The organism is Luteibacter sp. 9135 (genome assembly GCF_000745005.1).
In the GTDB taxonomy this organism is placed as follows: domain Bacteria; phylum Pseudomonadota; class Gammaproteobacteria; order Xanthomonadales; family Rhodanobacteraceae; genus Luteibacter.
Genome location: NZ_JQNB01000001.1, coordinates 205586 through 231393, shown reverse-complemented (window position 1 = coordinate 231393; position 25808 = coordinate 205586). Strand labels below are relative to the sequence as shown.

Here is a 25808-nt window from a genome sequence, read left to right as displayed (position 1 = left end):
AACATGCCGCCGCGCCCATGGCGCTTAAACGGCAGTCGGTACTCCCGTTACACTAGGCGGATGACCCAGCTCCCCTTCGACCTTCTCGCCACCGACGGCGCGGCGCGGCGCGGCCGTCTCCGCTTCGGCCGCGGCACCGTGGAAACCCCGGCCTTCATGCCGGTGGGCACCTACGGTTCCGTCAAGGCCATGACCCCGCGCGATGTCCTGGACACCGGCGCGGAAATCATCCTCGGCAACACCTTCCACCTGTTCCTGCGCCCCGGTCTGGAGATCGTCGAGGAGTTCGGCGGGCTGCACCGGTTCATCGGCTGGGACAAGCCGATCCTGACCGATTCCGGCGGTTTCCAGGTGTTCTCCCTGGCGCACAAGCGGAAGATCACGGAGGAAGGGGTGACCTTCGCGTCGCCCGTGGACGGCTCCAAGGTGTTTCTCTCACCCGAGGAATCGATGCGCATCCAGAAGGTGCTGGATTCCGACGTCGCGATGATCTTCGACGAGTGCACGCCGTACCCGGCCACGGAAAAGGTCGCGTCGGACTCCATGGAACTCAGCCTGCGCTGGGCGGAGCGCTCGCGGCAGGCCTTCGACGACCTGCGCAACCCCAACGCGCTGTTCGGCATCGTCCAGGGCAGCACCTACGAAAACCTGCGGCAGCGCTCGGCGTCCCGCCTGATCGAGATCGGCTTCGACGGCTACGCCATCGGTGGCCTGGCCGTCGGCGAGCCCGAGGCGGAGCGCAACCATACCCTCGACCTGACCCTGCCGATGCTGCCCAGGGATCGCCCCCGCTACCTGATGGGCGTCGGCCGGCCGGAGGACATCGTCGAGGCCGTCCGCCGGGGCATCGACATGTTCGATTGCGTCATGCCCACCCGCAATGCCCGCAATGGGTTCCTGTTCACCCATGAAGGCACCCTGCGCATCCGCAACGCGAAGTTCGCCGCCGACACGCGCGTGATCGAGGAAGGCTGCGACTGCTACGCCTGCGCCAACGGCTTCTCCCGCGCCTACCTGCGCCACCTGGACCGCTGCAACGAGATCCTGGGCAGCCAGCTGGCCACGATGCACAACCTGCGCCACTACCAGCGACTGATGGCCGGACTGCGCGGCGCGATCGAGGCGGGCACGCTGGACGACTTCGTGGCGGCGTTCTACGCGGCCCGGCAGAAGGCGACCGTCGACGGTTGACCCGGCCCGGGCCGCGGCTGCAGGCCGCCCCGCGACCCACGGCCGGCGCGGTACATAAGCGCCGGGGGCGTGGCATAATCCACGATCTTTTTACGTGAGCAGCCGCTTTTCCTTGGCTGTTCCATGACTTGCGAGAATCTGCATGAGCCTTCCGATGTTCGCCGCCGTTGCCCAGGCCACCGCTCCCGCCGCCGGCGCCTCCCAGGGCGCGCTGGGCTTTTCGCCGCTGATCATGATGGCGGTGCTGTTCGGCATCTTCTATTTCATGATGATCCGCCCGCAGATGAAGCGGCAGAAAGAGCACCGCGCGCTGCTCGAGGCCCTGTCCAAGGGCGACGAAGTGGTGATGAGCGGTGGCATGGCCGGCCGCATCGAGGACGTGGGCGAGGCGTTCGTGCGGGTGGAAATCGCCCCGGGCACGGTCGTGCAGGTTCAGAAGAGCTCGATCACCCAGGTACTGCCCAAGGGCAGCCTCAAGAAGTCCTGAGCTTTATCGCATCGCGTCAGCTGCGGCCGGCACCCGGTCGCCTCCATGGAATGTAAGGCATGAGTGATTTTCCACGCTGGAAGTACGCACTGGTCGTGATCGTGTTGCTGTTCGGCATCGTCTATGCGCTGCCCAACGTCTTCCCGCCACAGCCGGCCGTGCAGATCTCGGGCAACCGCGGCAATGCGGTCGATGCTGGGCTGAAGACCCGGGTCGAGGGTATCCTGGCCAACGCCAAGGCGCCTGCCGCAAGCGTCGACGTGGCCGGCTCCGACAAGGGCGAGCGCCTGCTGGCGCGCTTCAACGATGCCGATTCGCAGGCGCGGGCTTCCGATGCGTTGCGCGGCGCGCTGGGTGACGACTACACGGTGGCGCTGAACCTGGCCTCCACCGTGCCCGCCTGGCTGCGCTCGATCAACGCGTTCTCGATGCCGCTGGGCCTCGATCTGCAGGGCGGCGTTCACTTCCTCATGGAAGTCGACGAAAACGCCGTGATCGACAACCAGGAAACCCGCTACGCGGACGATATCCGCTCGATGCTGCGCGACAAGAAGATCTCCTACGACGCGGTGTCACGTAATCCGCGCGGCCAGGGTGTCGGCGTGGTACTGCGTAGCGACGCCGACCGCCAGGCAGCCGCCAGTGCCATCAGTGCGGAGTTCACCGACCTGACGGTCACCGACGGCCCCTCGACGGGCAATCGCTTCACGCTCAATGCGGTGGTCAAACCCACCCGCCTGCGCGAACTGGCGCAGAGCGCCATCACCCAGAACGTGACGACGCTGCGCCAGCGTGTGAACGAGCTGGGCGTGTCCGAGCCACTGATCCAGCAGCAGGGCCAGAACAAGATCATCGTGGAACTGGCCGGCGTGCAGGACACCGCGGAAGCCAAGCGCCTGATCGGTGCCACGGCTACCCTGGAATACCGTGCCGGCCTGTATACGCCGCAGCAGGCGATGGATGCCGCGCGCAGCGGCAGCGTGCCGCCGGATGCGAAGCTGTATTACGGTCGCGACCGCCGCCCCTACCTGCTCAGCAAGACGGTGATCGCCACGGGCGACCAGCTGACCTCGGCCGTGTCCGGCCGCGACCAGCAGAACGGCACGCCCAATGTCAGCGTCACGCTGAACAGCGCGGCCGCCCGCAAGATGCAGGACTTCACCAACGGTAATGTGGGCAAGCCGATGGCGGTGCTCTACATCACGCGCACCAACGACATCAAGACGGTCGACGGCAAGGAGATCAAGACGCCCAAGACCACCGAGGAAGTCATCAACTACGCCAACATCAGCTCGCCGTTCGGCAAGCAGTTTTCGACCAACGGCCTGCCCAGCGACGCCGAGGCCTCCGACCTCGCGCTGCTGCTACGCGGCGGCTCGCTGGCGGCACCGGTGGATATCGTCGGCGAAAGCGTGATCGGCCCCAGCCTGGGCAAGGACAACATCGACAAAGGCTTCAAGGCGGTGATGCTCGGCCTCGGCCTGGTGCTGATCGCCGCGGCCATCTATTACAAGCTGTTTGGCCTGGTCGCCGACGTGGCGCTGTTCTTCAACCTCGTGCTGCTCATCGCCGTCATGTCGCTGATCCACGTGACGCTGACCATGCCCGGCATCGCCGGTATCGTGCTTACCCTGGGCATGGCGATCGACGCCAACGTGCTGATCTGCGAACGCATCCGTGAGGAACTGCGCAACGGCTCGTCGCCGCTGGCGGCCATCCGCACCGGCTACGACAAGGCCTGGGCGACCATCCTGGACGCCAACGTGACCCACCTGCTCGCCGCGCTCGGTCTGATGACCATGGGCTCGGGTCCGATCAAGGGCTTCGGTGTCACTCTCTTCATCGGTATCCTGACCTCGATGTTCACGTCGGTAACGGTAACCCATGCCATCACGGCGCTGATCCACGGCGGCCGCAAGCTCAAGACCCTGTCGGTCTGACGGGAGGACGCCATGGAAATCTTCAACCACAACTCGAACTTCAACTTCCTCGGCCTGCGCAAGTACAGCATCGGCCTGGCCATCCTGCTGATGCTGGGCTCGATCGGCCTGATCCTGACCAAGGGCTTCAACTACGGCCAGGACTTCCTGGGCGGCGTCTCCGTCGTGGTCGACTATGCGCAGCCGATCGAAGTGAACGAGGTGCGCAACACTCTTGAAAAGGCGGGCATCGAGAACCCGTTGGTGCAATCGGTCGGCGGCACACGTGAGTTCAACGTGCGTCTGCTGCCCAAGGACGACAAGGGATCGGCCACGCTCGCGGGCGAAGAGGCCGCGACGAGGGTGTCCAGCGATATCATCGCGGTGCTGAAAACCACCCGTCCCGACGTCACGATGAAGAGCAAGTCCTTCGTCGGCCCGCAGGTCGGTGAGGAGTTGCGCAGCGACGGCATCGTCGCCGTGGCCTTCGTCATCATCGGCATCATGGGTTACTTGTGGATCCGCTTCGAGAAGCGTTTCGCCATTGCGGCGCTGGCTACGGAAGTGCACGACGTGCTGGTCACCCTTGGCATCTTCGCGCTCACCCAGCGTGAGTTCGACCTGACGGTGCTGGCCTCCGTCCTGGCCGTGGTCGGCTACTCGATCAACGACAAGGTGGTGGTGTTCGATCGTGTCCGCGAGTTGTTCCGTTCCAGCCGCAATGCCACGCCGGAAGAAGTACTCAACCGGTCGATCAACAGCACGCTGTCGCGAACGATCATCACCTCGCTGTTCACCGGCATCACCATGGCCGCCCTGTTCTTCATCGGTGGTCCGGTGGTGCACGGGTTCGCGATCACCATGCTGATCGGTATCGTGGTGGGTACGCTGTCGTCCATCTTCGTCGCCAGCCCGATCCTCCTGTGGCTGGGCGTGTCCAAGCAGGACTTGATGCCGGTGACCAAGGAAGACCCGGAGCTGGCTCGCCGTCCGTAAGGCAGGCCGGTTGCGTAAAAAAATAAACCCGGCCGAGGCCGGGTTTATTTTTGACGCATCACCCCATCCCTGAGATCAGAAATCGTCCCTGTCCTCGGTGGCGCCTTCGGCATCGTTCGCGAGCGTGACGACGACATAGGCGGAGCCCACGAGCGATGCGCAGAGCCAGGCGTAGACCATCTGGATCGCCGTGCGCGGGATCGCCATGGCAACCCTGGGCGCGAGGGCCAGGCCGGCAATACCGGCCACGGCCAGTACGGCGGCAACGGCCCACGCCAGCCGCCGCGACGGCAACGTGGTGGTGATAACGTTCATAGCTGTCTTGCCCCTGTTTCGCTGAATCACGCCCGTCGTGAAGTCTTTGTGAGGGCGCTTGATGTACGAAATACTCTACAAAATCCTGCGAAGCAAGCGGCTTTTTCTGAACGGGTTCCTTGATTTCCGTCGACATATGTGAAGGATATCGGGCAACCCTTCGGCCCCGCTGGATTTTCCGCTCTTTCCCGAGGTTTTCGATCCATGGCACAACGTGAATTTCCCGGCTTCACCCTGAAGAGCAGCGCGACGCGGGAAGGCTCGCGGTATACGGCGCTCATCGCGTCCTATCCGGCTAACGGTAGCTTTCCCTCGTTCTTCGCCGTCTACGAAAATCGCAGCTTTCGCGATGAAGCGCGTGCCGCCGAGGCGGCCGACAAGGCCCTGGGCCTGGTGCTGGGAGTGGACGACGACGGTGCCCCGGCCTTTGCGGAAGGCGAGACGGGTTTCGATGACGAACCGGCAGCCGAGTCGGAAGACTGAGTTGCGCAGGCCGGGTACATCGGCGTGTCGAAAGTCGTTACGTGGCACACCGCAGGTCGGTCGAGCAGGTCATACTGGCCGCCTGGATCGCGAGGGGTTACGGACGGGTCATGACTAGCGTGGATGGGCTGTACAGGCAATTCGTCGATGCGTCCGCCGATTGCATGAAGGAGCTCGACAGCGAGGGCGTCATCCGTTTCGTCGCGGGGCAGGGCGCCCAAAGCCTCGTGGTGGATGACCCGGATCGCCTCCTGGGTACCCGCTGGGTCGATCTGTGGCCCGAGGAAGCACGCAGCATGGTGGCGAGGGTGCTCGAACGTGCCGCCAGTGGCGAGCGGGTGGACTTCGTGGCGGCGCGCCCGTCCAACGCCGGCAGCGCGCGCTGGTGGGAAGTAATGATCGCCCCCGTGATCGCCCACGACCGGCTCGACCATTTCATCGTCATCAGCCGGGATGTCACCGAGCGGGTCGAGGTGCAGGCGGCCATCGAGGCGATCAACGAGCTGTTGCAGGAGCGCCTCAACGAGACGGTGGCGCGCTCGGCCAGCGCGTCCACGCGGTACGGCACCCTGATGGAGCGTTTCGAGTCCGAGCACGGTGCGCGCCGGGACGCGGAGAACCGCCTCGCCGGGGTCAGCGAGCAGCTGGCCACGGCCCGTCACGGCCGCGACCTGGCCGAGGCCAGTGCCCTGCAGGCGCAGAAGCAGCAGGCCATCGGTCAGCTGGTCAGCGGCATTGCGCACGACTTCAACAACATGCTGCAGACGGTGATCGTCAGCCTGTCCGGGCTGGAGGAAGACGCCGCCGAGTTGAATCCCCGCCATCGCCGCATGTTGACCTACGCGGTGGAGGGTGCCCGGCATGCCACGGCCCTGACCCGGCGACTGCTGGCGTTTGCGCGGAACCAGCCCTCGCGGCCCGAACCGGTGGACGTGGGTAGCCTGGTCAAGGGTTTCGCGGATTTCGCTCGACACGGCATGGGCGGCGGCGTCGGTGTCGACGTGGTGTGCGCCTCCGGCCCGTTGCCGGTATGGCTCGATCGCCAGGGCCTCGAGCAGGCACTGATGAATGTATGCCTGAACGCCCGCGACGCCATGAACGGCCACGGCACCATCGTGATCGAGGTGGGTGAGCGCATGGGCGATACGCGCTTCGCCGCTGCGGTCGGCGAGCACTCCACCCTGCGCCAGGTGTTCGTGAGCGTGGCCGATACCGGCGGCGGCATGTCGGAAGAGGTTCGCCAGCGCCTGTTCGAGCCTTATTTCACCACCAAGGCGGGTGGCTCGGGCCTGGGCCTGGCCCAGGTCTACGGCACCGTGGCGCAGGCGGGAGGCGGCGTGGAGATCGAAAGCGATGCCGGCATCGGTACGCGCATCCGCCTGGTCTTCCCTCATTACCCCGGTTCGTTGGAATCCGGTGACTGAACCCTGACCCGGCGCTGACGAAACGACTCAACTCACGGCCCGGTCTGCCGATACGCAAAGGGTTAGGAGGAAGCAAGTCATGCTGGTCATCATCGGGTCCATTGTCGTCCTCGTCTCCGTACTGGGCGGCTACGTTCTTTCACACGGGTCCATCGGCGCCCTCTGGCAACCTTACGAGTTGCTCATCATCTTCGGTGGCGCCATCGGGGCGTTCATCAGTGCCAATTCACTCGACATCGTCAAGGCGTCGGCGAGCGACGCCGTGGCGTTGCTCAAGGGCCCGAAGTACCGCAAGCAGGATTACGTCGACCTGCTGTCGCTGCTGTACGACATCTTCATCAAGATGCGCAAGGAAGGTCAGCTCGGCATGGAGTCGCACATCGAGGATCCGGCCAACAGTTCGCTGTTCTCGGCCTATCCGCGCCTGGTAGCCGAGCACCACCTGATCGATTTCATCACCGACTGCCTGCGCCTCATCGTGGGCGGCAGCATGGATCCGCACGAACTCGAGCAACTGCTCGACGTCGAGCTGGAAACCCATCATCACGAGGCCGCCGCGCCGGCGCACGCCGTGCAGAAGATGGCCGATGCCCTGCCGGGTTTCGGCATCGTGGCCGCCGTGCTGGGCATCGTCATCACGATGAAATCCATCGACGGCGAAGCCGCGGTCATCGGCGAGCACATCGCCGGCGCGCTGGTTGGTACCTTCCTCGGCATCCTGCTCTGCTACGGCTTCATCGGCCCGCTGGCCGCCGCGATGGAAGCGCGCGTCAACACCGACGGCAAGGCCTTCGAGTGCGTCAAGGTGGCGCTGCTGGCCAACCTGCGCGGCTACAACCCCATGGTCTCGGTGGAGTTCGCGCGCAAGTCCCTGCAGTCCGGCACGCGTCCCACCTTCCAGGATCTCGAAGCCCACCTGAAGGCCGCGCGGTAACCGTCGATGAGCGAGCTGAAGCAGGTCATCATCGTCCGCAAGAAAAAGGCGGCCGGCCATGGTCACCATGGTGGCGCGTGGAAAGTCGCCTATGCGGACTTCGTGACCGCGATGATGGCCTTCTTCCTCGTGATGTGGCTGGTCGGCGCGGGCACGAAGCAGCAGCGCGCCGCCGTTTCCGAGTACTTCAAGAACCCCAGCCTGACGCCGGGCCAGTCGACCATGGCGCCGTCGGGCAAGATGGGCCCGGGTGGCGCCAGCACCAGCATGATCAAGCTCGGCGGCGCGATGGACCTGCCCAAGGGCCCGGGCGACCAGCAGGCCTTCGCCAAGCCGTCGTCGGCGGCGGAACAGGATAAACAGGCCAAAGCGCAGGAAAAACGCCGCCTGGAGCAGCTGATGAAGGACCTGCAGGAGGCTATCGCCAAGAGCCAGGCCATGGCGCCCTACAAGGACCAGTTGCTGCTGGACATCACCTCCGAAGGCCTGCGCATCCAGATCGTCGACAAGCAGAACCGTCCGATGTTCGACACCGGCAGCGGCGCGCTCAAGCCTTACACCGTGCAGATCCTGCACGAACTAGCCGGCTTCGTGAACCAGGTGCCGAACCAGATCAGCATTTCCGGCCACACCGACAACGCACCCTATATCCGTGCCGACAGCGCGTACGGCAACTGGGAGCTCTCGGCGGATCGTGCCAACGCTGCGCGCCGCACGCTGACCGACGGTGGCATGCAGCCTGACAAGGTGGCGCGTGTGGTGGGCCTTGCGGCGTCGGTGCCGTTCGACAAGAGCGATCCGTCCGCACCGATCAACCGCCGCATCAGCATCGTGGTGATGACCCATGAAGCGGCCCAGGCCGCGCTCTCGGCGGATGTTGCCAGCACCGATCCGGCGACGCTGCCGCCGGTGCCGACGCTGCATCCAGCCGAGGTGCAGCATGCGGGGCATGCCGCAGGCGCCGTCGCACCTGCCGCGGAGGCACCCGCCGCCGTCGCCGGCAACACCCACAACGTTGCCGTGGACGCTTCTCCGCGCAGTTGACACGGCGCCATCGTGGCGATGCCAAAGTCACTTGCAACGGTCATCTTCCCCGGTCAGTATCGGTCATGCACCAGGGGGAGGAGTGGCAATGGAAAACCAGAACAAGTTCAGAGTGGTCGCCAAGGCGGTAAAGCACAGCGGTGTCGATGGCGAGCAGGTGTATCGCGCAAGTTACCGCATACTGGATCACGTTGGCGAAGAGATCGAAGCCAATACGGGCACGCACGATTTCAACGACATCACCAGTGCGTTCAACCAGGCCTTCGCCATGGGGCACGAACGTCTGCGTGAACTGAGCACGGTGACCGTGCAGTAAAGCAGCGCCTGCGTCTATCGCGCCGCGCGAAGTTCATCCAGTTGCGCAGGCGTGCCCACGTTGCGCCAGAAGCCTTCAAACTTCTCGCCGTGCAGGCGCCCTTGTGTCATGGCCCGCCGGTACATCGGCAACAGCTTGAACGCGCCCGGCGCCTCGTCGGCCACCAGGTCGCGCCGGTACACACCCACGTTGCCGAAGGTGAGGCGCTCGGCACCCGCCGGTGCATCACCGTCGTCGTAGAGCATGCCGTCCGCCAGGGCGAAGTCGCCCGCCGGATGGAAGTCGGGATTGGGCACCATCACCAGGTGTGCGAGTCCCTGCGGATCGCGGGGCAGTGCGGCGTAGTCGATGTCGCTCCAGATATCCGCGCTGACCACGATAAAGGGCTCCGGCCCCAGCAGCGGCAGCGCGTTGAGCATGCCACCGCCGGTTTCGAGCGGTGTCGGCCCTTCGTAGGAATAGCGGATGCGTATGCCCCAGCGCGAGCCGTCGCCCAGCGTCTCGGGAAATCGGTCCGCCAGGTGCGACGTGTTGATGACGACGTAGCGCACGTCGGCGGCGGCCAGCTTCTCCATGTGATGCACGATCAGCGGCTTGCCGTGGACATCCAGCAGTGGCTTGGGCGTATGGTCGGTCAGCGGACGCATGCGTTCGCCGCGGCCGGCGGCGAGGATCAGCGCGTGCCTCACGGCTGGCGTGCCCGGGTCAGGTCGCGCTCGCCGATGCGTGCCTCGATCAGGTCGGCCAGGGGCGCCATGTCCGCGTGGCGCCGTGCTGTGTCGAGCACGTAGCGCCATACGCGGGGCAGGTCGTGCAGGTAGCCCGGCTTGCCGTCGCGATAGCAGAGGCGGCAGAACAGCCCCAGGATCTTGATGTGTCGCTGCAGGCCGGCCAGGTCGAACCAGCGGCGGAAGCGATCGGCATCGACAGTGTCATCGAGCAGGCGCGCATCCAGTAATCGAAGGCGGTAGGCCTCCACCCAGCCCTCCACCCGCTCGTTGTCCCAGACGATGTACGCATCGCGCAGCAACGAGGCCAGGTCGTAGGTGATCGGCCCGGACATCGCACCCTGGAAATCGATGACGCCCGGCGAGCGTTCCGCGGTGACCAGAAGGTTGCGGCTATGGTAATCGCGGTGCATGAAGGCGCGCGGCTGCTCGGCCAGCGTACGCAGGATCACGGTGAAAGCCTGCTCCACGATCTCCCAGTCGGCGCAGTCCAGGGTCACGCCCAGGTGCCGTTCCAGCAGCCAGGTCGGCATGATCTCCATTTCCATGGTCTGCCACGTGTGATCGAACGCGGGCAGGCCGGACGTATCCACGCGCGACTGCATGCGCAGCAGGGTATCCAGCGCGTCGCCATAGAGGGCATCCACCGTGGTGTCGGACAGCTCCGGCAGGTAGGTGCGTGTGCCCAGGTCCTCGATCAGCAGGAAGCCCTGGGCCAGGTCGGCCACCATCACCGTCGGCACGTGCAGGCCGGCGGCGGCGAGGCGCTGGCCGATGGCCACCCACGGCGCCGGGTCTTCCTGGGCGGGCGGGGAATCCATGACGATCACGGGTTGTCCGTCGACATGGCCGCGCCAGTAGCTGCGGAAGCTGGCATCCGCGGAGGCCGGCTCGAGGGTGAGCGAGGCTTGCCCGGTAGCGTGGCGCGCCCACGCGAGGCGGGCGACGGAACGGTCGTCGGTAGCGGTCATGGAAGATCTGTGCAGGCGGTCGTGCAATGAGCTTAAAGGCTTTGCGCAGGCGTGTCATGGCGCCACGGTTTGGTCGACAAGTGGTATTAAGCCGTCGCTGCGCCGTGTACGCTTCGTTTCTTTGGAAACCCGGGCGCACCATGGCTCTCATCCCTGATCCGCGGATCGGCATCATCGGTCTCGGCTACGTCGGACTGCCGCTGGCGGTGGAGTTCGGCCGCCACTTCGATACCCTCGGCTTCGACATCGCCCCCGCCCGCCTCGCCGAATTGCGCGCAGGCCACGACCACACGCGGGAGGTGACCGGCGATGCGCTGACCGCTGCCGCGCAGTTACGTTACACCGGCGAGGTGGCCGATCTGGCCGACCGTAACGTCTATATCGTGACCGTGCCCACGCCGATCGATGAGGCGCAGCGACCGGACCTTGCGCCGCTGGAGAAAGCGTGTCGCATGCTGGGTGGCCTGTTGTCGCAGGGCGACCTGGTGATCTTTGAGTCCACGGTGTATCCGGGCACCACCGAAGAGATCTGCGTGCCGCTCCTCGAAGCCGGCTCCGGCCTCGTGTTCAACGTGGATTTCCATTGCGGCTACAGTCCGGAACGGATCAATCCAGGCGACCACACGCGCCGCGTCGTGGACATCCGCAAGCTCACTTCCGGCTCCACGCCGGAGGCGGCCGACCGCGTCGACGCGCTTTACCGCACCATCATCCGTGCCGGCACGCACAAGACCTCGTCGGTGCGCATCGCCGAGGCCGCCAAGGTGATCGAGAACGTGCAGCGCGACGTCAACATCGCGCTGGTCAACGAGCTGGCACTGATCTTCAACCGACTGGGCATCGACACGGGCGAGGTGCTGGACGCCGCCGGCACGAAGTGGAACTTCCTGCCGTTCCGTCCCGGCCTGGTCGGCGGTCATTGCATCGGCGTGGATCCGTACTACCTCACGCACAAGGCCGAAGTGACCGGCTACCACCCGGAGCTGATCCTGGCCGCCCGGCGCATCAACAGCCGCATGGGTACGTACGTGGCCGATCGGGTGATCCGGCTGATGAGCGAACGCCGCCTGCACATCGTCGACGCGCGCGTGCTGGTGCTGGGCTTCGCCTTCAAGGAGAACTGCCCCGACCTGCGCAACACGCGCGTGATCGATATCGTACGCGAGCTGAAGCAGTCGATGGCGCGCGTCGACGTCTACGATCCCTGGGTGGACGACGAGGAATGCTTGCGCGAATACGATGTACGTACCATCGGCGCGATCGAGGACGGCGTCTACGACGCGATCATCGTCGCCGTCGCGCACGATGAATTCCGTGCTTTCGGTCCCGGGAAGATCCGCGCCTTCGGCAAGCCGGGCGCGGTCGTCTACGACGTGAAGTCGGTACTGCCGCAGGACAGTGTCGACGGGCGGCTCTGAACAGCGGGCGCCGGTCAGCCGGCGCCCGCGTGTTCGAGCAGCGCAGCCTGTATATCGGCGAAGAGGTCCTTTCCGCGCAACTGTTCGCGCCAGTCCGGCGGAATGCCGGTCAGGCCATGACGGACGCCGGCCATGCCGCCGGCGATCGCCGCCGTCGTGTCAGTATCCTGCCCGAAGCCGATGGCCGCGCGTACGCAGTCGGCATAACTGGACGTCGTCTCGACCGCCACGCGCGCGGACCACAGGCTGTCGATGACGTAGCCGGTGCCGCCGGCGCGGTCGCGTTGCGCAGGGTCGAGGACGCGATCGACCTCGTCCGGCGGAAAGCCGGCGTCAGGGGCGAGCGAACGCAGCACGTGTTCCGCATGCGCCCATGGCTGCGCGTCACCGTGCAGTTCCGCACGCGCCCACAGGCACAGCATGGCGCACGCGATCGCCGAGCGGACGTGGCCGTGCGTGGGTAGCGATTGCCGTGCCGCCATCGCCACCAGGTACGCATCGTCGCCACGGTGCCACAACGCCAGCGGCAGGACGCGCATGAGCGCCCCGTTACCGTTGTCACGGTCGCCTGCGGGACCAGCCCGGTCGGGTGCGACGCCGGCGCGCAACGACGCCAGGGCACGCGCCGTCTGGACACCGACGTCGAACACCTGGCCGTCGACGGCCAGGTAACCCCAATCGTGCCAGTTGAGCAGGCGCCGGGAGAAATCGCCAAGGTCCAGGCCGCCCTGGGCGAGGAGCGACGCGAGCAGGCATAGCGCCTGCGCACCGTCGTCCGACCATGTGCCCGGCGGCACCGACGGGTGCGCGCGGGTGAACGACGGCGGCGGATCGAAGTCGATCGCCTCGCGCGGCGGCAGGTCGACCGCGTCGTGGAATTCGTAGGGCACACCCAGCGCATCGCCGATCAGCAGGCCCTGCAGTCCGCCGGCCAGGCGATCGCGGCGTGTGTCGCGTTCCTCACGGATCATGATCGCTCCCTCAGGCTTGTTCGCTGCGTGCGCGGATATCGGCAAAGGTCTGCTCGCCGACCAGCCGGCCGTCTTCCCACACCGTGCGCATGGCGTGCGCCCAGCCGGCGTCCAGCGCCATGTCGTCGATGCGCGTCACCTCCGCGGGCACGGCGACCGTCTTGTAGGTGCCGTATTCACCATGGCGGATGAGCGTGAGGCGACCGCGCTGCGATGTCTTGCCGGCATCGGTCGCCGGTTGCTTGTAGACGTCCACCCAGCGGCCGTCGATGCGTGCCGCCGAGCACTTCAGCGCGAACTTCTGCGTGTCGCGGTCCAGTCGCTGCAGCAAGGCGCCGCCCATGCCGAAGGCGATGTTGTCGGCGGCGTAGCCGGCCTGGGTGATGTCGAACAGGATCGCCTGGATACTCTGCGGATTGACCCCGTCGCCCTGCATCAGCCGCACGTGGTTGAGCACCTTGTAACCTTTGCCGTTGCGCGTGCTGCCGAAGGCCTCGTCGAGCAGGTCGAGGCAGCGGTGCACCACCTCGACCGGCTCGCCCGAGTCGGGGCGGATGACCAGCGTCGCGCCCGAGCGGATCACGTCCTCGCGCAGCGTCGTGCCCCAGTGCTCGCGGATTGCGCGGTAAATGTCGTAGCTATCGGAGACGACGGCGACCAGGCTGCCCGGCCGGGCGAACCGGGCCAGCATGTTGCGGTAGGCACCGACCTCGTGCTCGCGCCCCCAGCTGGTGATCGTGCTGTGCTCGGCGGCGGGTATCGAAAAGCCGGCCATCGGTTCGGCGTAGAAACGCTTCGCCGCCAGTACGCCCTGCACGGTGTCGGTCCCGCGGAAATTGACCAGGTGCGCCATGCCGCCGATAGCCGCGGACTCGCTGCTGGACACGCCGCGGGCGCCGAAGTCGTGCAGCTTGAACGGCAGCTGCGCGTCCACATCGTCGCTGGTCGTCTCGAGGAAACCGCGGATCACCTGCTTGACCTGCCAGCTGATCGTGGCGACCGTCACCGGGTACCACAGTCTCAGCAGCAACGTTTCCATATAGCTCGGCAGCCAGAACGCCTGCGGGTCGGTCGATTCGATCGTGACCAGAACCTGATGGGTCGGCACCACGCTGCCCTCGGCCACGGCACGCACGCGCAGCGGCAGCCGTCCGGCGTGTGCGTCGACGATGTAACGCCAGCCCGTCTCGTTGAACGGTTCGCCGTGGGCGGCGTAGAAGTCGCGCGCTTCGTCCACGTCGGCATGGGTGACCGGCTTTTCCAGGTTCCCTTTGAGGATCGCCTGCAGGCCGAAGAAGACCGTGCGGTCGTAACTGCCGCCGCGCGACTCCACGTAGAAAAAGGTCGCGTCGGTGCCTGGGGGGTACTGCAGCCAGTGGCTGGCCTTGTAGCTGTCGGTATTGAGGATCAGGTTGTCGAGGTAGTGCATGACGGAAGCTCCTTCGCGTCGGGACGGGGCCGGCGGTCTATCGGCCGGCCGGAGCGGGCGCGATCAACCGCGCCCGAGGAAGAATTCGAGGATGGAGAGGTGGTCTTCGAACAGCTGTGGTCCCATGTCGAGCGCTTCGCTGACCGGAAACCACCGCGCTTTCTCCGCGTCGTCGCCGCCCTTGACCGCGGGGAGTTCACCGACTGGGAAATCGAAGTGGAACGCGTGCGTGATCGTGCGGCCGCGTTGCGATCGATCCGGGTGGTCGAACACGTGCCGATTGCTGAGCGAGCCACGTAGCACGGGCACCGGCAGTTTCAGCCGGGTTTCCTCTTTCAGTTCGCGCAGGCAGGCGGCAAGCACCGTTTCGTCCTGCCTGACGAAACCGCCGGGCAGGGCCCAGAGCCCCTTGCCGGGCTCGGCACGGCGACGCACAAGAAGCACATGGCCCGAGTGCACGACCACGGCATCGGCGGTGACGAAGGTGGGCGGGTAGGGCGCACTGGCCCAGGCTTCCCGATACGACTCTATGAAGCGGTACTCGGAGACCAGCGACATGTACGTGGAGCCGTTCCGGCGAAAGGCCTCCAGCATGTCGAACACGCCGGCGGGGAGGTTGGCCTGCAGCATGCGCAAGGCACCGCGACCGTCTTCCGCGGCCGCTTCGAACAGGTACCGGCGCAGCTCCGTGGCAGACAATGTCTCGGTATGGCGCACGCTCACCAGTGGCCACTGCGGGAATTCCTGCAGGTAGTAACTGCTGGCGTCCTTTTCCTGGCCGATGATGCCGACCCGCGCATCGCTGGCGCCGCCGTCGGCTCTGATCGCCTCCTGTACCGCGCGCTGCACGGCGGCGATCCACTGCGCTTCGTTGTAGAGGTGATCGCGCAGCGGGCGCACCAGCAGGCGGTCGGTCGCGTCGTCGAGCGCGGCGTGGATCATCACCGCACGCTCGGCGACCGTCCACGGATTGCGGGTGGTGCGGGGGGCGTCGGCGGAACCGACCAGGAAGACGAGCTTCTTCGCCTGGCCCAGCGCGTGCCGGGCGACGGCCGCATGGCCGTTGTGGAAAGGCTCGAACCGGCCGATGAAGACCAGGTAATCGAATGCCATGAGAATCCCTCACGGTTGATGGCGGTCCCGGGTCTTTCCCGGGAAGTGGTGCCTATCCTACCCCGCCGACCGCGCCGGTCAATGGGTGTCGAAAAACGACGGGCATCGCCGGATGCGACCAGCCGGACAAGGATGTCGGTCAGGCGAAAGAAATTACGTTCCTTCGCCCCGGGTGCACCTTGCTGAATCCCGACCCGCGTGCTGGCGTTTTCCGCATTGACTATGCGCCACGCAACAGCGAAGTTGAGCCTCCCTTCAGGAGAGATCAGCATGACGTCCCCAACCGCCGACCGCTCCGCCCGATCGCGTTCGCGCCTCCTCGGCTTTCTCGTTCTCGGCGCCGCCCTCGTGGCGCCGCTGGCCGCCAACGCCGACGACCACCGCCCGCCGCACCATCCGGTCCATCATCGTCACCAGGTGTGCAAGCAGGTGCGCGTGCGCGATCACCACGGGCATTACCACAGCAACAAGCAGTGCCATTGGGTGAATCGCTGATCGGGTAAGCGCCGATCACCGAAGAAGCAAACCCGGCGCGCCATGGCCGGGTTTCTTCGTTTGCAGTGGCCGTTCCGTGCAGTGGGCATTCGCCCGGTCAGGACAGGTTGTAGCCGCGTTCTTCGTGCAACGCGATATCCAGGCCGACCTGCTCCTGTTCCTCGTCGACACGCAGCCCCATCGTCACGTCGATGCCCTTGAAGATGACGTAGCTCAGTACGGCGCTGTAGACGACCGTGAAGCCGACGCCCTTGCCCTGGATCCACAACTGGCCGAGCAGATTGGTGACGGTGCCGAAGCCACCGAGCGTGGAAGATGCCAGCGGGCCGGTCAGCAGGGCGCCGATGATGCCGGCTACCGCGTGCACACCGAAGACGTCCAGTGAGTCGTCGTAACCGAAGCGACGCTTCAGCTTCGTCGCGCAGAAGAAGCAGACCACGCCTGCCACCAGGCCGAGTACCAGCGCGCCCCCCGGGCCGCATGTGCCGGCTGCCGGCGTGATCGCGACCAGGCCGGCCACGGCGCCGGAGGCGATGCCGAGGACGCTCGGCCGGCGATGGGTCAGCCACTCGATCGCCGTCCAGCCGATGGCCGCCGCCGCGGTGGCGATCTGCGTGACCAGCATGGCCATGCCGGCGCTGCCGTTGGCCGCGACGGCCGAGCCGGCGTTGAATCCGAACCAGCCCAGCCACAGCATGCTCGCGCCCACCAGCGTATAGCCGAGGTTGTGCGGCGGCATGGGTGTCGTGGGGTAACCGCGACGTTTGCCGATCACCAGGCAGCCGACCAGGCCGGCGATACCCGCGTTGATGTGGACCACCGTGCCGCCGGCGAAGTCGAGCACGCCCAGGTCGCCAAGGAACGAGCCCGGTCCGCCCCAGACCATGTGTGCGACAGGCAGGTAGACAAAGGTGAACCAGAGCCCGGTGAACACGAGCAGCGCGGAGAACTTCATGCGCTCCGCGATGGCGCCGATGATGAGCGCAGGTGTGATGATCGCGAAGGTCATCTGGAACATCACGAACACGCCTTCCGGGATCGTGAGGTAGAGACTGTCCGGCTTGAGTCCCGCCAGCATGGCGCGGCCCAGCCCGCCGACGAACGAGTGCAGGTTGGTGGTGCCCGCCACCATGCCCGTGTTGTCGAAGGCGACGGAGTAGCCATAGACCACCCACAGCACCGTGACCACCGCCGTGATGGCGAAGCACTGCATGAGGACGGACAGGAGGTTCTTGGCGCGCACCATGCCGCCGTAGAACAGCGCCAGGCCCGGTATGGTCATCAACAGCACCAGCATCGTGGCGGTGAGCATCCACGCCGTATCGCCGGAATCCAGTCGGGCGGGCGCGGCGGTAGCCTGGGCGAAAGCGAGTCCCGGGGCGAGGGTGGCGGCCAGGGTCGCGACCAGCGTGCGGGTGGGTTTAGAGTGCATCGCCGTCGACCTCCTGCGTGCGGATACGGATGGCCTGCTCAAGGTCGATGACGAAGATCTTGCCGTCGCCGATCTTGCCGGTGCGGGCCGCGGTGGTGATCGCCTCGACGGCCCGCTCGAGCTGCTCGTCGGTCACGGCGATCTCGATCTTCAGCTTGGGCAGGAAGTCCACCACGTACTCGGCGCCACGGTAGAGCTCCGTATGCCCGTGCTGGCGGCCGAAGCCTTTCACCTCGGTGACGGTCATGCCCTGGACGCCGACCTCGGCGAGCGCCTCGCGTACGTCGTCCAGCGTGAACGGCTTGATGATCGCGTTGATCCACTTCATGCGTCGCGGCTTCCCGTGGTTTGTCTGAGGAAACTGGGTGCACGATGCATGCCATGTGGCGCAAGGGGCGAAAGCGTTGGCGCCCAAAGCGTCCGGAGGGGCGCTAAACGAGATTCATGGTGTATCGCACCTATAAGGTGCAATGAAAGCCCGTATATGGTGCTTTCGTGAGGCGTCGGCGCGGATGGAGGCGGACGGGACCGGCGTTGCGGTATCTCGCCGCCGGCACCTGTCGCTGGGGGCTGGCGACCCTCTCGCATTGCACAAGAAGGCTCAATACAGTACCATTTTGGTCCGGTATTGACTGTGTCCCTTTCCCCATGCTTCGTGTCAGCCGATTGACCGACTATGCGACGGTGGTGATGACCTGCATCGCCGTCCACCCCGCCGACGTTCTGAGCACCGCCCAGATCGCCGAGGAAGCGCGCCTGGAATTGCCCACGGTGTCGAAGGTGCTGAAACTGCTGGGCCATGCCGGCCTGGTGGAGTCGTTCCGCGGCGTCAATGGGGGCTATCGGCTGGCGCGTCCGGCCGAGGCCATCAGCCTGGCCGACATCGTCGAGGCCATCGAGGGCGCCATCGGCATGACCGAATGCAGCGTGGCGCAGGGTCAGTGCGAGCGCCAGTCGCAATGCGGGGTCAGCGAAAGCTGGCGCTCGGTATCCGGGGCCATCGGCAGCGTGCTTCGCGCCATGACCCTCGCACAGATGCTGGCCGATCGCCCCGCGGCGTCGGCAAAGGACGCGACCACGGTCGCGCAGGCAAACGCATGAATGAGAGTGAGAACATGACACGCGACGTGGCAGCGCCGGTGCACGACAACGCTGAAGTGGTGGAAGCGCTCAACCGCCGCTACGAGGCGGGTTTCGTCACCGATATCGAATCGGACAGCCTTCCGCCCGGCCTCAGCGAGGACATCGTCCGCCAGCTGTCCGCCATCAAGGGCGAGCCGGAATGGATGACCCAGTGGCGCCTGGAAGCCTATCGCCACTGGCTGACCATGCCCGCGCCGGACTGGGCCAAGCTGGACATCGCACCGATCGACTACCAGTCGGTCAGCTACTACTCGGCGCCCAAGGCCGGCCCGAAGTCGCTCGACGAGGTGGACCCGAAGCTGCTGGAAACCTACGAGAAACTGGGCGTACCGCTGCACGAGCGCGCCCGGCTGGCCGGTGTGGCGGTGGACGCGGTGTTCGACTCGGTGTCCGTCGGCACGACGTTCCGCAAGGAACTGGCCGAGGCAGGCGTCATCTTCTGCTCCATGTCCGAAGCCATCCGCGAGCACGGCGACCTGGTTCGCCAGTACCTGGGCAGCGTGGTGCCCACGGGCGACAACTACTTCGCGGCGCTCAATTCCGCCGTGTTTTCGGACGGCAGCTTCGTGTTCATTCCGCGGGGCGTGCGCTGCCCGATGGAACTGTCGACCTACTTCCGAATCAACGCGATCAACACCGGGCAGTTCGAGCGCACACTGATCGTCGTCGAGGACGACGCCTATGTGTCCTACCTCGAAGGCTGCACCGCGCCCATGCGCGACGAGAACCAGCTGCACGCGGCCGTGGTGGAACTGGTGGCGCTCGAGCGCGCGCAGATCAAGTATTCCACCGTGCAGAACTGGTACCCCGGCGACGAGAACGGCGTGGGCGGCATCTACAACTTCGTGACCAAGCGCGGCGATTGTCGCGGTGCGGATTCCAAGATCTCCTGGACCCAGGTCGAGACCGGTTCGGCGATCACCTGGAAGTATCCTAGCTGCGTGCTGCGTGGCGATCGCTCCGTCGGCGAGTTCTACTCGGTGGCGCTGACGCACCATCGCCAGCAGGCCGATACGGGCACCAAGATGATCCATATCGGCAAGGGCACAAAGTCGAAGATCGTCGCCAAGGGCATCAGTGCCGGCCGCAGTTCCAACAGCTACCGCGGCCTGGTGAAGATCGAGAAGGGTGCCGAGGGCGCGCGCAACTACACGCAGTGCGACTCGCTGCTGATCGGCAAGAAGTGCGGCGCGCACACCTTCCCGTATATGGAAGTGAAGAACCCCTCGGCCATCGTCGAGCACGAGGCCACCACGTCCAAGATTTCGGACGACCAGCTGTTCTACTGCCTCTCTCGCGGTATCGGCGAGGAAGACGCCGTGTCGATGATCGTCGACGGTTTCTGCAAGCAGGTGTTCCGCGAGCTGCCGATGGAGTTCGCGGTCGAGGCAAAAAAGCTGCTCGAGGTCTCCCTCGAAGGCGCGGTGGGCTGACGATGGGTATCGCCGGTTCCGCCCCGGGCCTGACCGACCTGCGCGCGCTTCTCGCGGCGCTGGAGCCTGCCATGGACCCCGTGCCGAAGCGTTTCCTGCACGTCTCCCACGAGAAGGCGCGCGAGCGCATGGCCGATGCGCTGATGATGTTCCGTGAGGCGGAAGGCACCACGCTGATCGTCGATGTGGATCCCAGCGCGGACGCCGCCGGCGAGCGCATGCTCTGGGCGCGCATCACCCTGCGCGTGCAATCCAGCCTCACTGCGGTAGGCATGATGGCCGCCGTTTCCGCTGCGCTCGCGAAGCGCGGCATTCCCTGCAATCCCGTATCCGCGTTCCTGCACGATCACCTGTTCGTGCCCTGGGAACGCCGCGACGACGCCCTCGATGCGCTCTCGCACCTCACGCCCTGATGGACAGCCACGTCATGCACATGCTCACGATCGACAACCTCCATGCCCGTGTCGAAGGCAAGGAGATCCTCAAAGGCCTTTCGCTCGAGGTGAAGCCCGGCGAAGTGCACGCCATCATGGGCCCTAACGGTGCCGGCAAGTCCACGCTCGGCAACGTGCTGGCGGGGCGCGAGGGCTACGAGGTCACCGCCGGCTCCGTGCTGTTCAACGGCGTGGACCTGCTGGCGCTGGAGCCCGAGGAGCGTGCCGCCACCGGCGTGTTCCTGGCGTTCCAGTACCCGGTCGAGATTCCCGGTGTGAACAACACCTATTTCCTGCGCGCGGCCCTCAACGCGCAACGCCGTTTCCGCGGCGAGGACGAGCTGGATTCCATGCGTTTCCTCAAGCTGGTTCGCGAGAAGCTGAAGGTGATGCAGATCTCCGACGAACTGCTGCATCGCGCGGTCAACGAAGGCTTCTCCGGCGGCGAGAAAAAGCGCAACGAGATCTTCCAGATGGCCGTGCTCGAACCGAAGCTGGCCATCCTGGACGAGACCGACTCGGGCCTGGACATCGACGCACTGAAGCAGGTGGCCGGTGGCGTCAACGCGCTGCGTTCGCCGGATCGCTCGTTCGTGGTCGTGACGCACTACCAGCGCCTGCTCGACTATATCGAGCCGGATTTCGTTCACGTGCTGGCCGGTGGCCGCATCGTGGAGAGTGGCGACAAGGGCCTGGCGTTGAAGCTGGAAGAACAGGGTTATGCCTGGCTCGCCGAGGCGCATCCGGAACTGCGCAAGGTCGATCTCGCCGGGGCGCCGGCATGACCAGCGCGCCGTCCCCGTTCGTGCGGGCGGCACTGGATGCCGCGGCCGGTGTGCCCGCCACGGGTATCGCGTGGCTGGATGCCGCACGACGCGACCACCTGCAGCGGTTCGCCGCGCACGGCCTTCCCGGCGCGCGCAGCGAGTCGTGGAAGTACACATCACTGCGCGCGCTGTCACAGCGTGCCTTTGGCCTGGCCGACGCCGACACCGCGACCAACGTTGCGCTCGCCCCGGCCTTGTTCGCGTTGCCGGGCGTAGACGGGCCTCGTCTGGTCTTCGTCGACGGCGTTTATCGCGACGACCTGTCCGCCAGGAGTGCGCTCGAGGGTGTCTCGCTGATGCCCCTGGGTGCGGCGCTGGCGACCGAAGCCGAGCCGCTGCGTTTCGCGCTGGCTGGGCGCCTCCGCCACGATGCGGACGACGCGCTCGCGCAGCTGAACGCGGCGCTGGCAACCGACGGTGTAGTGCTCCGTGTCGCGGCTGGTGCCCGGTTGGCGTCGCCCGTACACGTCGTGCACGTGTCCAGCGGCGCGCAGCCCGATACGGCCTGGCATGTCCGCATGCGGGTCGAGGTGGGCGAGGGCGCCCAGGTCGATCTGGTCGAGCATTACGTGTCGGCCGGTGAGGGTGTGCAGCTGGGCACGGTGGTCGCCGATCACGTCGTGCACGCCGGCGGTCACCTTGGCCTGGTGCTGCTGCAGCACGCGTCGGCCTCCACCACGTTGTTCCGCCGTGGCCATGTCCGGCTTGAGGCGAACGCCTCGGCCATCGTGCATGCGCTGGAAGTCGGCGGTGCGCTGGTGCGCCACGAACTGACGGCCGAACTGGTCGGCGATCGCGCGCGGTTCGAATCGCGTGGCGTGTTCGCGCTGGACGGCCGGCAGCATACGGATACCCAGCTGGAAGTGCGTCACGAGGCGCGGGACACCACGTCCGACGCGCTCTGGCGCGGCATCGCCAACGGTCGCTCGCGCGGCGTGTTCCGTGGGGCGATCGTGGTGGCCGAGGGTGCCGACGGCAGCGATGCGTCGCTCAGCAACAAGAACCTCCTGCTCTCCGCCTCCGCGGAAATCGACACCAAGCCCGAGCTCGAGATCTACGCCGACGAGGTCAAGGCCGCGCACGGCGCCACCATCGGCCAACTGGACGAACGCTCGCTGTTCTACCTGCGCTCACGCGGCATTCCCCTAGCCCAAGCACGCAGCCTGCTGACGCTGGCGTTCTGCCGTGCGGCGCTGGAATCGCTGCCGAACGAGGCCCTGCGCGAGCACCTGGGCGATCTGCTGGTCGCGCACCTGCCGACCGGGCCGTCCGCCGACTAACGAAGTACGGAGCCAGCCATGAACGCCAAGCCCGAATCCGTCGTCCTCCCGCTGGACGTCGAGCGCATCCGCGCCGACTTTCCGCTGCTGTCGCGCACCGTGCACGGCAAGCCGCTGATCTATTTCGACAACGCCAACACCGGGCAGAAGCCGCTGTCGGTGATCGAAGCGGTAGATCGCCACTACCGGGAGCGCAACGCCAACGTCTCACGCGCCGTGCATGCGCTGGGCGAAGAAGCCACAGCGGCGTACGAAGGCGCGCGCGACGCGCTGGCCGGCTTCATCAACGCGCCCTCGCGCGACGAGGTGATCCTCACCTCCGGCACCACGCAGGCGATCAACCTGGTCGCCTACAGCTACGCCATGCCGCGTCTGCGGCCCGGCGATGCGATCCTCACCACGGTGATGGAACACCACGCCAATATCGTGCCCTGGCAGCTGGTGGCCGAGCGCACCGGTGCCACCGTCAAGGCGGCGCCGATCGATGCCGAGGGCGAACTGATCCTCGAGGCGTTCGTGCGTATGCTCACCCCCGAGGTGAAGCTGGCCTGCGTCACCCATGTCTCCAACGTGCTGGGCACGGTCAACCCGATCCGTGAGATTGCCCGCGAGTGCCGCAAGCGCGGCGTCCCGCTGCTGGTCGACGGTTCGCAGGCGGCGCCGCATCGGCCGATCGATGTCCAGGCGCTGGGCTGCGATTTCTACGCGGTGACCGGGCACAAGATGCTCGCCCCGACGGGCACCGGCGCGCTGTGGGCGAAGCGGGAGCACCTCATGGCCATGCCGCCGTTGTTCGGTGGTGGCGAGATGATCCGCGAAGTACGTTTCGACGGTACCGTGTTCGCCGATCCGCCGCACCGTTTCGAAGCCGGCACCCCGAACATCGCCGGTTTTGCCGGTGTCAGCGCCGCCATCGATTACTTCCAGGGCCTCGGCTTCGATCGCGTGAGGGCGTACGAACAGGACCTGCTGGCCTATGCCACGCAAGCGCTGGAAAGCGTGCCGGGCATGCGTATCTTCGGCCGCGCGAAAGACAAGGAGCCGGTCGTCTCGTTCCTGATCGAGGGCGCCCACGCCAACGACATGGCGACCCTGCTCGACCTGCAGGGCGTGGCGGTACGCTCGGGCCACCATTGCGCCCACCCGCTGATGCAGTTCTTCGGTGTTCCGGCCACGTTACGGGCTTCGTTCGCGTTCTATAACACGAAGGCCGAGGTGGACGCTTTCATCGAGGCGATCGGGCGGGTGCGCAAGCTGCTGCTCTGACCCGACGCCTCCTCCCCGGTAAATCGAGAAGAACCGAATAAATAGTAGTTCTCGGCCAGCTAGCGCGTTGTAGGAATGACATCGCATTGTTCCGCGGCGCGGTCGCGGCGTTAAACTTGGCCCATGACTTCATCCCCGATCTTTCGTACCGCCTCAGCCGCCGACGCCTCGGCGATCGCTTCGCTGGTCGAGTCCGCCTACCGCGGCGATGCCAGCCGGGCCGGCTGGACCACGGAGGCCGATTTCCTCCATGGCCGACGTACGGACGTGACCGAGATCGAGGCGCTCCTGGCCGGTGCCGACGGTCGTTTCGTCCTGCTCGAGCGGGGCGAACAGCTCCTCGCCTCCTGTTACATCGAGCGTCAGGGCCCGGTTTGCTACTTCGGCATGTTCTCGGTGCATCCACCGGCGCAGGGCACGGGGATCGGTCGCCTGGTGATCGACGAAGTGGAGCGCATCGCCCGCGACGAGTGGGCGAGCGAGCGCGTCGAGATGACCGTGATCGACATCCGCGCCGAACTGATCGCCTGGTACGAGCGCCGCGGCTATCGGCGCACCGGCAAGACCAAGCCCTTTCCCTACGGCGACGAACGCTTCGGCCTGCCGCAGCGCGACGACCTGCGTTTCGAATATCTGGTGAAGGACGTAAAGGCATGAACACCTGGGTGCGCGTTGGTACGCGCGGCGAACTGCTGCCTGGCGAACACCGGGTCGTCTGGGATGGCGACACCGCTATCGCCGTATACAACATCGAGGGCCAGCTCTACGCCATCGAGGATGTGTGCACGCATGACGGCGGCGAGCTGGCCGGCGGTCCGGTACACGGCTTCGAAGTGGAATGCGTGCGTCACGGCGCACGCTTCGACCTGCGCACCGGCGCGGTCACCTGTCCGCCCGCCTACGAACCGGTGACGGTGTTCCCGGTGCAGGAAACCGATGGTGCCATCTGGACGCGCGACGACCGCTGAGCCATTTTAAAACGATCAGAAGTGATAGACGAAGGCCAGGGTCTCGGTGACCTGACGCGCCGAGCCGAACGATTTCACCAGCGGGCTCGCGGCCGCGTCGCCGTAAAGTCGACCATAGGAGATCGCTACGGCGAAGCCCGTGTGCTGCGATGTGGGCACGAACGCGTCGTACTCCAGGTTGGCGGACTGCCAGCCGGCGCCCGGTTGCCATGAACGCGTGCCCAGGTTGCGCGCTTCAGTCGGTGTGACACCGAAGAAACGGCGCATCGCCGGCCCGTTCATGCCGCCGACCTGCAACTCGAGCGAATGCTCGATGTACCACACGTTCGGCAGCTTGTAGTCGGCGTACACGGCGACATAGGCGCCTGCGCCGTCGGTATCGTGCGCGACGTGGCTGCCGACGCTGAAGCGTTTGTCGAACACGTAATCGAGGTAGCCGCCACCCTGGAAACGCGGCGACAGCGAGGCCACCTTGCCGCCCAGCGCGCCCAGATCGTTGTGCGTGCGTCCCCACAGCCAGTTGCCGTAGAGGCCGCCGTGCCAGTGATCGCCGTCCAGCAGGTCGATGGTCAGGCCGTCGGCCGTGGACAGTTCGCCCTTGCCGGGCAACTCGATGTCGACGTACGGAATCGGCTGGTTGCGATCGCCTTTAGCGCCCATCCAGGCGGGCATGCGCTGCACGCCCGCGCCGAGGGCGTAGGTGGGGCCGTCCTCCTCAGCATGCACGGAGGCTGCCGCCAGCAGGGCGGCCAGGAAGAGGAGGCAGGTTCTACGCATGGGAGGGAAGCCGT

The 25808-nt window shown here is 66.1% G+C and carries 28 protein-coding genes; 19 read left to right on the top strand and 9 right to left on the bottom strand.

What is annotated here, in order from left to right; translation table 11 throughout:
- Positions 1 to 60: 60 nt before the first annotated feature.
- The 4 genes from tgt (at position 61) to secF (ending at position 4593) form a co-directional block, all read left to right on the top strand.
- The gene (tgt, locus tag FA89_RS01075) at positions 61 to 1191 is read left to right on the top strand and encodes a tRNA guanosine(34) transglycosylase Tgt (RefSeq protein WP_036137316.1); all 1131 of its coding nucleotides are present in this window, start codon (positions 61 to 63) and stop codon (positions 1189 to 1191) included.
- Between the two features lie 142 nt (positions 1192 to 1333).
- The gene (yajC, locus tag FA89_RS01070) at positions 1334 to 1678 is read left to right on the top strand and encodes a preprotein translocase subunit YajC (RefSeq protein WP_036137315.1); all 345 of its coding nucleotides are present in this window, start codon (positions 1334 to 1336) and stop codon (positions 1676 to 1678) included.
- A 59-nt stretch (positions 1679 to 1737) separates the two neighbouring features.
- Entirely contained in the window at positions 1738 to 3618 is a 1881-nt protein-coding gene (gene secD / locus FA89_RS01065) for a protein translocase subunit SecD (RefSeq protein ID WP_036137313.1), read from the top strand.
- 12 nt (positions 3619 to 3630) lie between these two features.
- Positions 3631 to 4593: a protein translocase subunit SecF gene (secF, locus tag FA89_RS01060; RefSeq protein ID WP_036137311.1), complete on the top strand. Its 963-nt coding sequence runs from the start codon at positions 3631 to 3633 to the stop codon at positions 4591 to 4593.
- Positions 4594 to 4668: 75 nt separating this feature from the next.
- Here secF and FA89_RS01055 read toward each other — a convergent pair whose 3' ends face one another.
- On the bottom strand, positions 4669 to 4908 hold the full coding sequence (locus tag FA89_RS01055; RefSeq protein WP_036137310.1) for a hypothetical protein: 240 nt from the start codon (positions 4906 to 4908) through the stop codon (positions 4669 to 4671).
- A gap of 204 nt (positions 4909 to 5112) precedes the next feature.
- Between FA89_RS01055 and FA89_RS01050 the strand changes: the two genes are divergently transcribed.
- From FA89_RS01050 to FA89_RS01030, 5 genes are all read left to right on the top strand, one after another.
- A complete protein-coding gene (locus FA89_RS01050; RefSeq protein WP_036137309.1) occupies positions 5113 to 5391 on the top strand; it encodes a hypothetical protein in 279 nt (92 codons plus the stop codon).
- Between the two features lie 110 nt (positions 5392 to 5501).
- A complete protein-coding gene (locus FA89_RS01045) occupies positions 5502 to 6815 on the top strand; it encodes a two-component system sensor histidine kinase NtrB (protein WP_036137306.1) in 1314 nt (437 codons plus the stop codon).
- 79 nt (positions 6816 to 6894) lie between these two features.
- On the top strand, positions 6895 to 7749 hold the full coding sequence (motA, locus tag FA89_RS01040) for a flagellar motor stator protein MotA (RefSeq protein WP_036137303.1): 855 nt from the start codon (positions 6895 to 6897) through the stop codon (positions 7747 to 7749).
- A 6-nt stretch (positions 7750 to 7755) separates the two neighbouring features.
- On the top strand, positions 7756 to 8793 hold the full coding sequence (motB, locus tag FA89_RS01035; RefSeq protein ID WP_081916296.1) for a flagellar motor protein MotB: 1038 nt from the start codon (positions 7756 to 7758) through the stop codon (positions 8791 to 8793).
- Between the two features lie 88 nt (positions 8794 to 8881).
- Positions 8882 to 9109: a hypothetical protein gene (locus FA89_RS01030; protein WP_036137300.1), complete on the top strand. Its 228-nt coding sequence runs from the start codon at positions 8882 to 8884 to the stop codon at positions 9107 to 9109.
- 14 nt (positions 9110 to 9123) lie between these two features.
- Here the strand turns inward: FA89_RS01030 and murU are convergent, their stop codons facing one another.
- A complete protein-coding gene (gene murU / locus FA89_RS01025) occupies positions 9124 to 9798 on the bottom strand; it encodes an N-acetylmuramate alpha-1-phosphate uridylyltransferase MurU (protein WP_036137298.1) in 675 nt (224 codons plus the stop codon).
- On the bottom strand, positions 9795 to 10808 hold the full coding sequence (locus tag FA89_RS01020; RefSeq protein WP_036137293.1) for an aminoglycoside phosphotransferase family protein: 1014 nt from the start codon (positions 10806 to 10808) through the stop codon (positions 9795 to 9797). Before FA89_RS01020 ends, murU begins: the two co-directional genes overlap by 4 nt.
- A gap of 140 nt (positions 10809 to 10948) precedes the next feature.
- Between FA89_RS01020 and FA89_RS01015 the strand changes: the two genes are divergently transcribed.
- Positions 10949 to 12226 carry a nucleotide sugar dehydrogenase gene (locus tag FA89_RS01015; protein WP_036137290.1) on the top strand — a complete coding sequence of 426 codons (1278 nt, stop codon included), beginning with the start codon at positions 10949 to 10951 and terminating at the stop codon, positions 12224 to 12226.
- A gap of 14 nt (positions 12227 to 12240) precedes the next feature.
- Here FA89_RS01015 and FA89_RS01010 read toward each other — a convergent pair whose 3' ends face one another.
- From FA89_RS01010 to FA89_RS01000, 3 genes are all read right to left on the bottom strand, one after another.
- Positions 12241 to 13197, bottom strand: coding sequence for an ADP-ribosylglycohydrolase family protein (locus FA89_RS01010; RefSeq protein WP_036137288.1), 957 nt, complete (start codon positions 13195 to 13197; stop codon positions 12241 to 12243).
- 10 nt (positions 13198 to 13207) lie between these two features.
- Positions 13208 to 14626, bottom strand: coding sequence for a nicotinate phosphoribosyltransferase (locus tag FA89_RS01005; RefSeq protein WP_036137287.1), 1419 nt, complete (start codon positions 14624 to 14626; stop codon positions 13208 to 13210).
- A 63-nt stretch (positions 14627 to 14689) separates the two neighbouring features.
- Positions 14690 to 15739: a bifunctional nicotinamide-nucleotide adenylyltransferase/Nudix hydroxylase gene (locus FA89_RS01000; protein WP_036137286.1), complete on the bottom strand. Its 1050-nt coding sequence runs from the start codon at positions 15737 to 15739 to the stop codon at positions 14690 to 14692.
- Between the two features lie 270 nt (positions 15740 to 16009).
- On the opposite strand from FA89_RS01000, the gene FA89_RS00995 reads away from it, so the two are divergent.
- Positions 16010 to 16234, top strand: coding sequence for a hypothetical protein (locus tag FA89_RS00995; RefSeq protein WP_036137285.1), 225 nt, complete (start codon positions 16010 to 16012; stop codon positions 16232 to 16234).
- Between the two features lie 97 nt (positions 16235 to 16331).
- On the opposite strand, the gene FA89_RS00990 is transcribed toward FA89_RS00995, so the two are convergent.
- The gene (locus tag FA89_RS00990; RefSeq protein ID WP_051938441.1) at positions 16332 to 17666 is read right to left on the bottom strand and encodes an ammonium transporter; all 1335 of its coding nucleotides are present in this window, start codon (positions 17664 to 17666) and stop codon (positions 16332 to 16334) included.
- Positions 17656 to 17994 (bottom strand): P-II family nitrogen regulator, encoded by a 339-nt coding sequence (locus FA89_RS00985; protein WP_036137283.1) that lies wholly within the window; start codon positions 17992 to 17994, stop codon positions 17656 to 17658. Before FA89_RS00985 ends, FA89_RS00990 begins: the two co-directional genes overlap by 11 nt.
- 320 nt (positions 17995 to 18314) lie before the next feature.
- On the opposite strand from FA89_RS00985, the gene FA89_RS00980 reads away from it, so the two are divergent.
- The 8 genes from FA89_RS00980 to FA89_RS00945 all read left to right on the top strand — a co-directional run bounded on the left by FA89_RS00980 (position 18315) and on the right by FA89_RS00945 (position 25017).
- Complete coding sequence (locus FA89_RS00980) at positions 18315 to 18767, top strand: SUF system Fe-S cluster assembly regulator (RefSeq protein ID WP_036137281.1); 453 nt, start codon at positions 18315 to 18317, stop codon at positions 18765 to 18767.
- Between the two features lie 14 nt (positions 18768 to 18781).
- A complete protein-coding gene (gene sufB, locus FA89_RS00975) occupies positions 18782 to 20242 on the top strand; it encodes a Fe-S cluster assembly protein SufB (RefSeq protein WP_036137278.1) in 1461 nt (486 codons plus the stop codon).
- Positions 20243 to 20244: 2 nt separating this feature from the next.
- Complete coding sequence (locus FA89_RS00970) at positions 20245 to 20655, top strand: ACT domain-containing protein (protein WP_036137276.1); 411 nt, start codon at positions 20245 to 20247, stop codon at positions 20653 to 20655.
- 20 nt (positions 20656 to 20675) lie between these two features.
- The gene (gene sufC, locus FA89_RS00965) at positions 20676 to 21461 is read left to right on the top strand and encodes a Fe-S cluster assembly ATPase SufC (RefSeq protein ID WP_036143389.1); all 786 of its coding nucleotides are present in this window, start codon (positions 20676 to 20678) and stop codon (positions 21459 to 21461) included.
- Entirely contained in the window at positions 21458 to 22783 is a 1326-nt protein-coding gene (gene sufD / locus FA89_RS00960; RefSeq protein WP_051938440.1) for a Fe-S cluster assembly protein SufD, read from the top strand. The genes sufC and sufD overlap by 4 nt, the downstream gene beginning before the upstream one ends.
- An 18-nt stretch (positions 22784 to 22801) precedes the next feature.
- Entirely contained in the window at positions 22802 to 24049 is a 1248-nt protein-coding gene (locus tag FA89_RS00955) for an aminotransferase class V-fold PLP-dependent enzyme (RefSeq protein ID WP_036137273.1), read from the top strand.
- 123 nt (positions 24050 to 24172) lie between these two features.
- Positions 24173 to 24706, top strand: coding sequence for a GNAT family N-acetyltransferase (locus tag FA89_RS00950; protein WP_036137271.1), 534 nt, complete (start codon positions 24173 to 24175; stop codon positions 24704 to 24706).
- Positions 24703 to 25017 (top strand): non-heme iron oxygenase ferredoxin subunit, encoded by a 315-nt coding sequence (locus FA89_RS00945; protein ID WP_036137270.1) that lies wholly within the window; start codon positions 24703 to 24705, stop codon positions 25015 to 25017. Before FA89_RS00950 ends, FA89_RS00945 begins: the two co-directional genes overlap by 4 nt.
- A 15-nt stretch (positions 25018 to 25032) precedes the next feature.
- On the opposite strand, the gene FA89_RS00940 is transcribed toward FA89_RS00945, so the two are convergent.
- Entirely contained in the window at positions 25033 to 25794 is a 762-nt protein-coding gene (locus tag FA89_RS00940; protein WP_051938439.1) for a MipA/OmpV family protein, read from the bottom strand.
- Positions 25795 to 25808 lie beyond the last annotated feature (14 nt).

Bases quoted from the DNA above. Each gene is read 5' to 3' on its own strand.
- tgt (WP_036137316.1), top strand. From the start codon at position 61: ATGACCCAGCTCCCCTTCGACCTTCTCGCCACCGACGGCGCGGCGCGG.
- yajC (WP_036137315.1), top strand. From the start codon at position 1,334: ATGAGCCTTCCGATGTTCGCCGCCGTTGCCCAGGCCACCGCTCCCGCC.
- secD (WP_036137313.1), top strand. From the start codon at position 1,738: ATGAGTGATTTTCCACGCTGGAAGTACGCACTGGTCGTGATCGTGTTG.
- secF (WP_036137311.1), top strand. From the start codon at position 3,631: ATGGAAATCTTCAACCACAACTCGAACTTCAACTTCCTCGGCCTGCGC.
- FA89_RS01055 (WP_036137310.1), bottom strand. From the start codon at position 4,908: ATGAACGTTATCACCACCACGTTGCCGTCGCGGCGGCTGGCGTGGGCC.
- FA89_RS01050 (WP_036137309.1), top strand. From the start codon at position 5,113: ATGGCACAACGTGAATTTCCCGGCTTCACCCTGAAGAGCAGCGCGACG.
- FA89_RS01045 (WP_036137306.1), top strand. From the start codon at position 5,502: ATGACTAGCGTGGATGGGCTGTACAGGCAATTCGTCGATGCGTCCGCC.
- motA (WP_036137303.1), top strand. From the start codon at position 6,895: ATGCTGGTCATCATCGGGTCCATTGTCGTCCTCGTCTCCGTACTGGGC.
- motB (WP_081916296.1), top strand. From the start codon at position 7,756: ATGAGCGAGCTGAAGCAGGTCATCATCGTCCGCAAGAAAAAGGCGGCC.
- FA89_RS01030 (WP_036137300.1), top strand. From the start codon at position 8,882: ATGGAAAACCAGAACAAGTTCAGAGTGGTCGCCAAGGCGGTAAAGCAC.
- FA89_RS01020 (WP_036137293.1), bottom strand. From the start codon at position 10,808: ATGACCGCTACCGACGACCGTTCCGTCGCCCGCCTCGCGTGGGCGCGC.
- FA89_RS01015 (WP_036137290.1), top strand. From the start codon at position 10,949: ATGGCTCTCATCCCTGATCCGCGGATCGGCATCATCGGTCTCGGCTAC.
- FA89_RS01010 (WP_036137288.1), bottom strand. From the start codon at position 13,197: ATGATCCGTGAGGAACGCGACACACGCCGCGATCGCCTGGCCGGCGGA.
- FA89_RS01005 (WP_036137287.1), bottom strand. From the start codon at position 14,626: ATGCACTACCTCGACAACCTGATCCTCAATACCGACAGCTACAAGGCC.
- FA89_RS01000 (WP_036137286.1), bottom strand. From the start codon at position 15,739: ATGGCATTCGATTACCTGGTCTTCATCGGCCGGTTCGAGCCTTTCCAC.
- FA89_RS00995 (WP_036137285.1), top strand. From the start codon at position 16,010: ATGACGTCCCCAACCGCCGACCGCTCCGCCCGATCGCGTTCGCGCCTC.
- FA89_RS00990 (WP_051938441.1), bottom strand. From the start codon at position 17,666: ATGCACTCTAAACCCACCCGCACGCTGGTCGCGACCCTGGCCGCCACC.
- FA89_RS00985 (WP_036137283.1), bottom strand. From the start codon at position 17,994: ATGAAGTGGATCAACGCGATCATCAAGCCGTTCACGCTGGACGACGTA.
- FA89_RS00980 (WP_036137281.1), top strand. From the start codon at position 18,315: ATGCTTCGTGTCAGCCGATTGACCGACTATGCGACGGTGGTGATGACC.
- sufB (WP_036137278.1), top strand. From the start codon at position 18,782: ATGACACGCGACGTGGCAGCGCCGGTGCACGACAACGCTGAAGTGGTG.
- FA89_RS00970 (WP_036137276.1), top strand. From the start codon at position 20,245: ATGGGTATCGCCGGTTCCGCCCCGGGCCTGACCGACCTGCGCGCGCTT.
- sufC (WP_036143389.1), top strand. From the start codon at position 20,676: ATGCTCACGATCGACAACCTCCATGCCCGTGTCGAAGGCAAGGAGATC.
- sufD (WP_051938440.1), top strand. From the start codon at position 21,458: ATGACCAGCGCGCCGTCCCCGTTCGTGCGGGCGGCACTGGATGCCGCG.
- FA89_RS00955 (WP_036137273.1), top strand. From the start codon at position 22,802: ATGAACGCCAAGCCCGAATCCGTCGTCCTCCCGCTGGACGTCGAGCGC.
- FA89_RS00950 (WP_036137271.1), top strand. From the start codon at position 24,173: ATGACTTCATCCCCGATCTTTCGTACCGCCTCAGCCGCCGACGCCTCG.
- FA89_RS00945 (WP_036137270.1), top strand. From the start codon at position 24,703: ATGAACACCTGGGTGCGCGTTGGTACGCGCGGCGAACTGCTGCCTGGC.
- FA89_RS00940 (WP_051938439.1), bottom strand. From the start codon at position 25,794: ATGCGTAGAACCTGCCTCCTCTTCCTGGCCGCCCTGCTGGCGGCAGCC.